Origin of the sequence: Nocardia vinacea NBRC 16497 (genome assembly GCF_000308835.1) — a bacterium.
Taxonomy (GTDB): Bacteria; Actinomycetota; Actinomycetes; order Mycobacteriales; family Mycobacteriaceae; genus Nocardia; species Nocardia vinacea.
In genome coordinates this window covers 50,864-61,343 of the sequence record NZ_BAGN01000414.1, presented here as the reverse complement: position 1 = coordinate 61,343, position 10,480 = coordinate 50,864, and the positions used below count along the sequence as shown (strand labels likewise).

General features: G+C 66.4%; 11 protein-coding genes. 10 read left to right on the top strand and 1 reads right to left on the bottom strand.

Translation table 11 applies throughout. The features are described 5' to 3' along the window. The 7 genes from ON44_RS47525 to ON44_RS40705 form a co-directional block, all read left to right on the top strand. Positions 1-917 (top strand): ATP-grasp domain-containing protein (locus ON44_RS47525; protein ID WP_051183127.1); only part of this gene is annotated, 917 nt, incomplete at its 5' end. Further along, positions 905-2,167, top strand: coding sequence for an ATP-grasp domain-containing protein (locus ON44_RS40730; RefSeq protein ID WP_157187566.1), 1,263 nt, complete (start codon positions 905-907; stop codon positions 2,165-2,167). The genes ON44_RS47525 and ON44_RS40730, both read left to right, overlap by 13 nt. 6 nt (positions 2,168-2,173) lie before the next feature. Then, positions 2,174-2,962 (top strand): SDR family oxidoreductase, encoded by a 789-nt coding sequence (locus ON44_RS40725; protein ID WP_040700187.1) that lies wholly within the window; start codon positions 2,174-2,176, stop codon positions 2,960-2,962. Beyond that, positions 2,949-3,527: a histidine phosphatase family protein gene (locus ON44_RS40720; protein WP_051183125.1), complete on the top strand. Its 579-nt coding sequence runs from the start codon at positions 2,949-2,951 to the stop codon at positions 3,525-3,527. The genes ON44_RS40725 and ON44_RS40720 overlap by 14 nt, the downstream gene beginning before the upstream one ends. Continuing rightward, positions 3,524-4,732 carry an MFS transporter gene (locus ON44_RS40715; protein ID WP_040700185.1) on the top strand — a complete coding sequence of 403 codons (1,209 nt, stop codon included), beginning with the start codon at positions 3,524-3,526 and terminating at the stop codon, positions 4,730-4,732. Before ON44_RS40720 ends, ON44_RS40715 begins: the two co-directional genes overlap by 4 nt. A 273-nt stretch (positions 4,733-5,005) precedes the next feature. After that, positions 5,006-5,884: a CE1 family esterase gene (locus ON44_RS47520; protein WP_157187565.1), complete on the top strand. Its 879-nt coding sequence runs from the start codon at positions 5,006-5,008 to the stop codon at positions 5,882-5,884. A 64-nt stretch (positions 5,885-5,948) separates the two neighbouring features. Then, positions 5,949-6,149, top strand: coding sequence for a hypothetical protein (locus ON44_RS40705; RefSeq protein ID WP_040700184.1), 201 nt, complete (start codon positions 5,949-5,951; stop codon positions 6,147-6,149). 196 nt (positions 6,150-6,345) lie between these two features. Here ON44_RS40705 and ON44_RS40700 read toward each other — a convergent pair whose 3' ends face one another. Next, positions 6,346-7,122, bottom strand: a complete 777-nt coding sequence (locus tag ON44_RS40700) for an NAD(P)H-dependent oxidoreductase (protein ID WP_040700183.1) — start codon at positions 7,120-7,122, stop codon at positions 6,346-6,348. A 140-nt stretch (positions 7,123-7,262) separates the two neighbouring features. Here ON44_RS40700 and ON44_RS40695 point away from each other — a divergent pair, with 140 nt between their 5' ends. From ON44_RS40695 to ON44_RS40685, 3 genes are all read left to right on the top strand, one after another. Beyond that, positions 7,263-8,114 carry a helix-turn-helix transcriptional regulator gene (locus ON44_RS40695; RefSeq protein ID WP_040700181.1) on the top strand — a complete coding sequence of 284 codons (852 nt, stop codon included), beginning with the start codon at positions 7,263-7,265 and terminating at the stop codon, positions 8,112-8,114. Between the two features lie 60 nt (positions 8,115-8,174). Beyond that, positions 8,175-9,011 carry a tryptophan 2,3-dioxygenase gene (locus tag ON44_RS40690; RefSeq protein WP_040700180.1) on the top strand — a complete coding sequence of 279 codons (837 nt, stop codon included), beginning with the start codon at positions 8,175-8,177 and terminating at the stop codon, positions 9,009-9,011. A gap of 120 nt (positions 9,012-9,131) precedes the next feature. Further along, positions 9,132-10,139 carry a PaaX family transcriptional regulator gene (locus ON44_RS40685; RefSeq protein WP_245567527.1) on the top strand — a complete coding sequence of 336 codons (1,008 nt, stop codon included), beginning with the start codon at positions 9,132-9,134 and terminating at the stop codon, positions 10,137-10,139. The last annotated feature ends 341 nt before the right edge of the window (positions 10,140-10,480 follow it).

Below are 10,480 nucleotides of genomic sequence, written 5' to 3'. Positions count from 1 at the left end.
GTGCCTACCGCGACAAGCTGATCATGAAGGATACGGTGGCGCGGGCCGGAGTGGCTGTCCCGCGCCGGCGGGCCATCGACCGGCCCACCGACCTGATCGAGTTCATCGAGGAGGCCGGATTGCCCGTCGTCGTGAAGCCGCGTCGCGGCTCCGCGTCCATCGGAGTGCGCATTCTGCGCGGCGGCGGCGATGTCACCGCATTCCTGGCATCGGGCGAATTGCCTGCGGCACCACAGCATCGCGACCGGTGGATTGCCGAGGAATACGTCGACGGCGACTTTTTCCATGTGGACGGGGTTATCGCCGACGGGGCGGTGGTGCACTGCTGGCCGAGCCAGTACAGCAGCGGCAATGCCGAAGCGGCACAACGGGAGTCCGAGCTGTCCAGCGTTCTACTCGCTCCCGACGACCCGAGAACAGAGCTGCTGCAAAGCTTTGCCGCCGATGTCCATCGCGCGTTGCCGAATCCCGCGTTCCCGACGAGTTTCCACCTGGAGGCGTGGATACCGGCGCATGGCAAGCCGGTGCTCTGCGAGATCGCCTCGCGAACCGGCGGTGCCCTCATCGCGCGCATCTATCGGGAAGCGTTCGGCGTGCATCTGTCCCGGGAGAATCTGCGCGGGCAGTGCGGACTCGGCCTCGAACTGACGCATCAACCCGCGGCGCCGCGCCGCGCCGGTGGCTGGGTGCTCTTTCCACCCGGACATGGCCGATTCGAGCCGCCCACGGATGCCTGTCCGACTACCGGGGCCGATCTCGAATTGCATATAGCGCCAGGCACTTTCGCACACGGCCCGGAGTACGCCGCACATTCGGCAGCCGCGGTCGCCGTGTTCGGCGACACCGCCGACCAGGTGCGGCAACGAATCCGGGAGACGACGCGCTGGTGGGGCGAGGTGGCCCGGTGGCTGAATTGAACCGCGAGCGCCGGGTGGCCGTGCTGTCGAAGAAGCCGCTGACCACGCATCGCTACGATCAATGGCTCTCGCAATTCGGTATCCAGACCACACTTTTCGCGGAAGACACGCCCACGAGTCGTACCTTTCTCGGCGGGGCTCATCGATATTCGACCGCACCTCGACTCTTCCCGGATTGGAAGCGCAATCGAGCCGTCGACGAAGCGGTGGTCGCCGAACATGCCGAACAGCCCTTCGACCGGATTGTCGCGCTGAGCGAATGTGATCTCGTCCGAGCCGCCGAATTGCGCTCCTACCTCGATATTCCGGGCCAGAGCCCGGCTGCGGCAACCGCGTTTCGCGACAAGTCCGTCATGAAATCACTGGCAGGCCGGGCCGGGCTGCGCGTGCCGGACCACGCGCTCGTCGATTCGGTTTCCACACTGATGGACTTCGCGGACAACCACCCCGACGGTGTAGTGGTCAAACCGGTCGACGGATCGGGCTCGGTCGGCGTCGCCGTGCTGCGCGACCGGGTCTCGATCGAGTCCTGGGTGCAGACCCGCGCGCTGTCGGGCGACGATCCCACCGACTACCTCGTGGAGGAATGGGTTGCGGCCCCGATGCTTTCGGTGGACGGATTGATGCGAGCCGGACAGGTCGAGGCGGTTATGGTCGGGGCCTACACCCGGACCTGTCTGGACTCGCTGGTCGACCTGGCGCCGCATGGCATTCTGCTGCTCGATGCCGACGATCCGCGCGTGGCGGCGGCCCGCGATTATCTGGCCCGGCTGCTGCACGCATTGCCCGCCGCCGAGGAGACCATGAGTTTTCATTGCGAGCTCTTCGATCACCCCCGCCACGGCCCCATGCTCTGCGAGATCGCCTGCCGCACCGGTGGCGGCAATCTGAACCTCATCGCCGGCGCAGCCCTCGGTGTCGATCTGGAACAGGCTTCCTGTCTCGGGCAGGCCGGTGTCGCCGTATCGGTCGAGCGCACGATGCCCGAATCCGGCCGCTGCTACGGGGATATCGTGGTGCCGCGGTCTCCGCGATCGTTCCCCCCGGGTCTGCGCTGCGATCTGCCCGGTGTCCTGCGCTTCCACACGCACCCGAATGACGGACCCGGGCGGGCCGCGAAGGTATCGGATTATGTGTTCGACGCGCTGCTGGCCCACGACGACCATACCGGTGTGCGAGGCGTGTACGACTCCGTCATCGCATGGCTGGACGAGCACCTGACACCCGAGTCCGCGAAGGGGCGGTGCTGACCCGCGATGGATCTCGGACTGGCCGGACGCGCCTATTACGTCACGGGCGGCAGCCGCGGTATCGGACGTGCGGTGGTTACGCTGCTGCTCGCCGAAGGCGCCGCAGTCGCGACCTGTGCCAGAGAGGTTGCGGCGCTGGCACAGCTGCGTGCCGTCCTACCACCTGCCCACTCCGACCGGTTACTCACGCACATCGCCGACGTTCGGGATCCGGCGGCCCTCGACCAGGCCGTCGGCCAGGCTCTCGAACGATTCGGACGACTCGACGGTGTGCTGGCCAATGCCGGAGCCGGCGTCTCCGGCAGCGTGCTGACGACACCGGAGACGGAGTGGCGCAACCAATTCCAGGTGAAGGTGGGATCGGTGTTGAACCTGGTCACCTCGGCGCTGCCCGCGCTGCGCGAATCGGATGCCGGACGGGTTGTGGTCATGAACGGTGTCACCGCGCACGCACCCGAGGCGGATATGGCCGCTGTCAGCGCGACGCGAGCCGCCGTGGCCAATCTGACTCGGTCACTGGCCGTCGAACTGGCATCATCCGGCATTCTCGTCAACGCGATCAGCCTCGGTGCGATCGCGACCGACCGTCAGCGCGCTCGATATCTCGCCTCCGGAGCGGATGAGCCCTTCGAAAACTGGTGCGCGGGCGAGGCGAGCCGCCGAGGTGTGCTGCTGGGGCGCTTCGGAACACCACAGGAGGTGGCTCCGGTTGCGGCACTGCTGCTTTCGCCGAGCTGCTCCTACGTGACCGGCAGTTCCATCGATGTCTCGGGCGGCTCCGGTGGCCGCACCTGACTGGGAGATCGTCATAGCCAGGCACGGCCCGACCGAATGGTCACACGCAGGGCGATTCAGCGGTCATACCGACATCCCGCTGTCGGCAGAAGGGCGCACCCGTGCGGCCGAACTCGGGCGGGCACTTCGGCGACCGGTCCCGGAGCGCATCCTCAGCAGCGACCTGACTCGCGCACGACAGACCGCCGAAGCAATCGCCGGTGCCGCCGGGCTCGATGCCCGACAGATCACTGTCAGTAGTGGGCTGCGCGAGGAATTTCTCGGATCCTGGGAAGGCCGCACCCGAGCTCAGGTCGCTGACACCAATCCCGATGGCTACGGACGCTGGCTGGCCGGGGACATCGGATCGTTCGACGGTAGAGAAGGATTGGCCGCGGTGGCGCGGCGGGCGGTTCCGGTGCTGCTCACCCATTGCGCAGGGCGGTCGCGGACCACTGGTCGGCTGGTCGTTGTCACTCACGCGAATACCGCGCTTGCGCTCGTCGGCGCACTCGCCGGATTTCCCCTCGGGCAGTGGGCGAATCTGCCTTGTCCGAGACCAGCGGAAGCCATCGTGCTGGCGTGAACGGCGGTGGGGTGAACGGTCCGGCACGGACGCTGGCCTGCGCGATTCTCATCACCGCCATCGGCAACGGGCTGTATATCGCCGGGGCGGTACTCATGCTGACCCGATCGGTCGGGCTGAGCGGCACCGAGGTCGGAATCGGACTGACGATCGCGGGCGGGACCGGTCTCGCCGCGGGACCGGCGATCGGTCACCTCGCCGACCGTGTCGGCGCGCGCGAGGTCTACCTGTGCACGCTGATCGCCGAGGCGCTGGCCACCGCCGGCCTCGCCCTCGTCCACAGTTTCGGGCTCTTCGTCGTCGTCGCTGCCGCGATCGGCATCGCCGAACAGAGCAGCAGGGCGGTGCGCGGCGCGCTGATCGCACGGATCGGCGGTCGCGACCGCGCCCGACTGCGCGGCTACCTGCGATCTGTCACGAATATCGGAGTGGCGCTAGGTGCCGCCGGTGCGGGGCTGGCCATCCGATTCGACACGCGCACCGCGTATCTGGCCCTGATACTTGTCGACGCCGCGAGTTTCCTGCTCACCGCGCTGGTGATCGCCCGTATTCCACGCCAGCCCCCGCTGCCGAGAACCGAGCGTGACCGCGCCGTACGTCCCGGCCGTTTGGATCTGCCCTACTTGGCCGTCACCGGGATATGCGGCGTGCTCTCGCTGCAGTACGCGGTGCTCACAGTGGCGCTGCCGCTGTGGATCGTCGCACACACTTCGGCTCCGGCCTGGCTGATCTCGCCGCTGCTGCTGACGAACACCCTGCTGGTCGTCGTCCTCCAGGTGCGAGCGGGCCGCCGCGTCGATTCCATCGCCGACGCGACCACGATCACCCGCCAGGCCGCCGCCCTGCTGGCGCTTGGCTGTCTGTTGTTCTGCGTAAGTGGCACGGGCTCAACGGTATTCGCCACGCTGGCATTGACGCTCGCGGTGGCGGTGCACACATTGGGCGAAATCGGCCAGGCCGCAGGCGAATTCGAACTGAGTTTCGCGCTGGCGCCAGATCACGCACAAGGCCGCTATCAAGGAATCTTCGGCATGGGAACCGGAGCCTTCATCGCCGCCGCCCCAGCGCTGCTCAGCGTGGTCTGCATTGATCGGGGCCGGGCCGGATGGATTCTGCTCGGCGGCATACTGCTCACCGCCGGAGTCTGCATCGGGCCGGTCGCGCGCTGGGCGCAGCGCCGCGCCGCGCATCTGATCGATGTGTGAATCCGAGCAGTGCGGCATGCACAACTTCCTGGCGTGCCGGTCCCCCAAAGTGAAGTCTGGGCAACGGCTGCCGATCTCGCCCGGCACGGCGTACGGCTGCTGTGCCACGATCGATGGCTACAGAAGCTGTCTCTGCCGATGATGCACGGGCGCAGCGGCGTCCAGCAGGCGTCACCAGGGCCATCGCATCAGTGGCGTCCATCGAACTCGGCACTGGACTCGAGAAGCGGGTCACCTGGCCGAGGTGGTGGTCGGGGCGGTATACCGGTGTTGGTGAGCGATGAATTGGTAACCGGCGAATTGGCCGTTGACGGTCTCGCGCGCAGTTTTGCCGTGCGTCCGCCGCTCGACCAGAATGCGCCGTTGGTGTTGGTTCTGCACGGCAATCACTCGGGCAGCGCGCGGACATACGCCCGGCCGATCATGTACGACTGGACCAGTTTCGCCGCCCATGCCGACGAATGGGGCATTGCCGTCGCCTACCCCGATGGTCACGGTGGTTGCTGGGCCGACGGGCGCGGGGTCACCACGGCCGACGAGGCAGGCGTGGACGATGTGTCGTTTCTGCACGCGGTGATCGATTGGTGTGCCGACCGGTTCGGCACCGCACCGGATCGGACCCTCGTCGTCGGTATCTCCAACGGCGCGTTCATGTCTCATCGATTCGCACTGGCAGCCGCCGACCGAGTACCGGTATTCGCCGCGGTCGCGGGTGGCTTCCCCGCGGCATTGCTCGATATGCGCCCCAGCCATGCGGTGTCGGTGATGCTCATCAACGGCGATGCCGACCCGATTCAACCGATCACCGGCGGCCACTCGCGCCACCGCGGCCGCAACGGCGAACCTCGCGGCCGCACACTGGGATTGCTCGAAACCGCTCGACACTGGCAAGCACTCGACGGCTGCACGGACGACGGACCCACAATCACCACCGAGCATTCGAGCCGACACACGATGATCGGTGGGATCGGCGGGACCGAGGTCACGGCGTGGACAGTATTCGGCGGCGGCCACACCTGGCCGGGCACACCCGTCCCCGCGGAATGGGCCCACACTCCCGGCGCGGCCGTCACCATGGAATTCGATGCCGCAGAACAGATCTACCACTTCGCCCACCCCCTCCTCACCCCCGCCCAAGCCCGCAAACTCTGAATCCCCCGCCGCCACGGAGGGTCCCGCGCACCGATTTGCGCGCCACGCACCTTTCTCGCCCGTCATGACGACACCGCTGCCGCCCGCCCCGGGTGCGACTGCGATAACCGTGGCGGAACATCGAGCCGTCCAGATCCGCGAGTCCCTCCCGAACGGCAAGCAAGCGGGCTGCACCATCACCGTCGCCGCAACGGTCGGGGGGTCGTTCAACGTCGAGGTCGCCATTGTGGGTGCGGGCAGCGAGACTCGCACCGCCGAACCGTGACGTCGAAGAGGTCTGCGAGTGGATCGACGCATGGCAGCGACATTGGAGCAGCGGTGTCCAGGCGCAATGGGCGGTCGCGGACGTCCACATCGGTGACTTGGTCGGCAGAGTCTCCCTGGCATCCATATGAGTCCACGCGCGGGCGAAATCACCACAATCCCGACCGATCTCGCCCCGCGTGGCCCAGCTGGTCCGATCAAGCACGAACGTGTAGTCCGAAACCCTTGCGGCCCTTGGCTTCCACACCTTCGCGCAGGCGTAGGGCGGGCAGTTCGTAGTCGCCGCCGTTCTGGGTGCGGAAGGCGATCGGGTCGGTCTGTTCGATCGACAGCAGGCGCTGCTCCCATGCCTTCGCGGTGTCGGTGAAGTCTTCGGGCGAAAGGCGGTCCGTGCCGTAGGTCACGAATGGGGGCAGCACGTCCATGCCGGGGTAGTAGAAGATGCCGTGCTGGATCGGGAAGAGGAGATCGTCGATGGGGCCGTTGATGCCGCGGTCGCTGTAATGCGGTTCGCGACCGCCGATCGTCACCGACAGCATGGCTCGCTTGCCCGCGAGGGTGCCCTCGCCGTAGCGGTCGCCATAGCGGGTCTCGCTGTGTTCGCCTACGCCATAGGCGAAGTGGTAGGTGAAGACCCGGTCGACCCAGCCCTTGAGGATTGCGGGCATCGAGTACCACCACAGCGGGAACTGGAAGATCACGGTATCGGCCCAGAGCAGTTTTTCCTGCTCGGCCGCAATATCGGCGGTGAGTGTGCCGGTGTCGTACGCGCGGCCGGAGGCTGCGGCCACGCGCAGCGGGCCGCTCATAGCGCCGAAATCATCGGCGTCGACCGCCGACTTCCATCGCATCGCGTACAGGTCGCTGACCTGCACCTCGTGCCCAGCCTCGCGCAGGGTGGTCACCGCGATATCCTTGAGCGCGCCGTTGAGTGACTGCGGTTCGGGGTGGGCGTGGACGATGAGTGTCCGCATTTGCTGCTCCTTCGGATCGGATGTGTTCGATATTCGGCGTCGCCGTGGCCACCGTTCAGGGACGCTTCTTCCATCGGACGGGACTTCCTGGTATCAGCAGGACCACCCTCGCCCCGCGAAGCCGTGGCAATACTGGATGGATGGACGAACTCAGCGACTTTCTGCGCACGCGGCGGTCCCTGGTGGACCCCGGATCCGTCGGCATTGCCACCGATTCGCGCCGCCGGGTGGCCGGATTGCGCCGGGAGGAGGTCGCACATCTGTCCGGGGTGAGCGTCGACTATTACGTGCGCTTGGAGCAGGGGCGGGCCCGGCAACCATCCGCGCAGGTCCTCGATGCGCTGGCCCGGGTGCTCGGCCTCGCCGAGGTGGAACGCGAGCATCTGCACCGGCTGGCCCGCCGTCCGCAGCGCCCGGCGAAGTCGGCTCCGAATGTCCGCATCCGCCCGGAGTTGCGGCGGGTACTGGATCTCATCCCCGACGCACCGGCATTCATCGTCGATCACCGCCTCGAGGTGATGGCAGGCAATCGACTCGCGGAACTGCTGTACGGGCACAGCCCGATGAAGGGCCTGAATATCGCTCGCCACATCTTCTTGGACGACTGCGGCGAGCGCTCACTGTACGCCCAATGGGAGGTCTGCACCCGCGATGTCGTCGGCCACCTGCGCCTCGCGGCGGGCAAGTATCCCGATGATCCGAAACTGTCGGCACTGATCGGGGAACTCGCCGTGCACAGCGACCGGTTCCGCAAGCTGTGGGCACGCGCCGACGTCCGCTCGCGCACCCACGGCCGCAAGGCCTACATCCATCCCTTGGTCGGCACCCTGGACCTACATCAGGAGAACTTCGCGCTGCCCGAGGAAACCGGCACCGAACTTGTCATCCTCTCCGCGGAACCCGGCAGCGAATCGCACGACAACCTGCGCCTGCTGGCCAGCCTCGGTGCGACGGATGCCGCCGCGCCCGATAGGCATATGACACAATCCTAGTGAGCGTCACGTTCATGTAATAAGGTGAATCGGGGGCGCCACAGGAGAACGGGGCCGCTGATGACCATCCGACGTGACGCACTCGAACGGAATATCGTCACCGATTTCAGCTCTCGCATGAGCTACGGCGCGTACCTGGACCTCGACACCCTGCTGAGCGCGCAGCATCCGGTCAGCCGCCCGGAGCAGCACGATGAGCTGCTGTTCATCATTCAGCACCAGACCACCGAGCTGTGGCTGAAGCTGGTACTGCACGAATTGCATGCCGCGCGTGCGGCTTTCGACGCCGACGACATCGGTGTCGCGCTCAAATGCATTGCGCGGGTGAAACATATCCAGAAGACGCTGACCGAGCAGTGGTCCGTCCTCGCGACGCTGACGCCCACCGAATACGCGCAGTTCCGCCACTTTCTGGGGAACTCGTCCGGGTTCCAGTCCTATCAGTACCGGGCCATCGAGTTCATTCTCGGCAATAAGAACGCCACCGTGCTTCGGGTGTTCGAATCCGATCCCGCGGCGCATGAACGGCTGGCCACGCTGTCGGGCGAACCGACCCTCTACGACGCATTCTGGCGTCACCTGGCCCGCACCGGGCTCGCTGTGCCGCGCTCGACGCTGAAACGCGATGTCACCGAGGCCCATACCCTCGACCCCGAATTGCTCGCCCTGGTGCAGTCGATTTACGAAGCGCCAGAAGAACATTGGGCTGTATACGAGACATTCGAGGAGCTGGTCGACCTGGAGGAGAACTTCCAGCTGTGGCGGTTCCGGCACCTGCGAACCGTGCTGCGCGTCATCGGAAGACGAGGCGGGACAGGCGGATCCAGCGGGGCCGGATTCCTGCAACGCGCACTCGAGCACACCTACTTCCCGGAACTGTTCGCCGTGCGCACCTGACCGGACACTGACGCTCGAATCGCGATCGGAGCCGGACGCCTGCTCGACGCACGATGCCAACGAGACCATTCGCCTCGCTGACCGGAATGCCTGTCACGCGAGGACCACCGACCGATAGCCGTGCTCACAACCGCAGTGCTCGACGATTTCGACGCGTGCCCCGGCAGCGCGACCACCCACACGACGCTCGGCGCGTACGTCCACGACCTCGAAGGGATACCCGACGCGATGACCACCGACCAACAGCCGTTCGCAGCAGCCGCGGTGCTCGACGACTTCGATGCACGACCTGGCAGCGCGACCTCGCTTACCCGCACGGTGCTCGGCGCATATGTCCGCGACCTCGGCGGATGGATCGCGGTGGCGGATTTCACCGAACTGCTCGCCGTGCTCGGCATTGCGGCACCGAGCACGCGCACCGCGATCACGCGCTTGAAGCGCAAAGGTGTGCTGTACGCCGAAAGCCGCAGCGGGCGTGCGGGTTACGGGATGACCGACGCCGCGCTGGCCATGTTCGCCCGCGGCGACCGACGAATCTTCGGGTTCCGCCAGATGACCTCGGGCGATGCGTGGCGGCTGCTGTCCTACGGCATTCCGGAGTCCGAACGCGCCGCGCGGCACCAGCTTCGGCGACGACTGTCGGCGATAGGCTGCGGCACCGTCTCGGCGGGTCTGTGGATCTGCCCGGAGCACCTCGCGGCCGAGGCAGCCGCCATTGTCACGGCCCTGGACCTCGACAACTATGTGACCTCGTTTCGCGCCACCGACCCCACCGTACCCGGCACCCTGCGCGAGGCCGCCGCACAGTGGTGGGATCTCGACGATCTCGCGGCCGAACACCGGACCTTCTACGAAAAGCACCGCGGAATCCTCGACCTCGACACCAGCGACCGAAATGCCTTCGCACACTTCACCCTGATGCTCGACGAGTGGCGAATCATCCCCTATATCGATCCGGGCCTACCCGACGACATGCTGCCCGCCGACTGGCCGGGCCCCGCCAGCGTGCACCTGTTCGCCGAGGCCCGACGACGGTATCTCCCACCGAGTCGGCAGTGGGTGCGCGCTTTTATCGATGCGCGACGGGTTGAGGAAACCATTCGGTCAGCACTCGAATTCGAACGCTGACCGCCGCCACACAGCACTACATCAACTCGGTCGGGATCGATAGCGTTCGCCCGCGGCAGGAACAGTACCGACGCGATCACACCCAGCACGGCAATCGCCGTGCAGGCATCGTGGCAATACTGTCCACGGAAGCGCTTGGTCACCGAATCGAGCAGCGGCAGCGAATTAGCTGGCGCACATACCGGCACCGGCGATCGCGATCCAAGACCAGCGAAAGGCCGAGCCGACCTGGCGCAAACCTCGTTCGATCGACCCGAAACTTCCCATGGCCGGGAAAGCTCCGTGGTGTGCGCGAGAATAGCGGGGTTCTTCGGGTCGAAGATCGATTGGTACGGATATCC

Coding starts and splice junctions, on each gene's coding strand:
- ON44_RS40725 (WP_040700187.1), top strand. CDS start 2,174: ATGGATCTCGGACTGGCCGGACGCGCCTATTACGTCACGGGCGGCAGC.
- ON44_RS40705 (WP_040700184.1), top strand. CDS start 5,949: ATGACGACACCGCTGCCGCCCGCCCCGGGTGCGACTGCGATAACCGTG.
- ON44_RS40700 (WP_040700183.1), bottom strand. CDS start 7,122: ATGCGGACACTCATCGTCCACGCCCACCCCGAACCGCAGTCACTCAAC.
- ON44_RS40695 (WP_040700181.1), top strand. CDS start 7,263: ATGGACGAACTCAGCGACTTTCTGCGCACGCGGCGGTCCCTGGTGGAC.
- ON44_RS40690 (WP_040700180.1), top strand. CDS start 8,175: ATGACCATCCGACGTGACGCACTCGAACGGAATATCGTCACCGATTTC.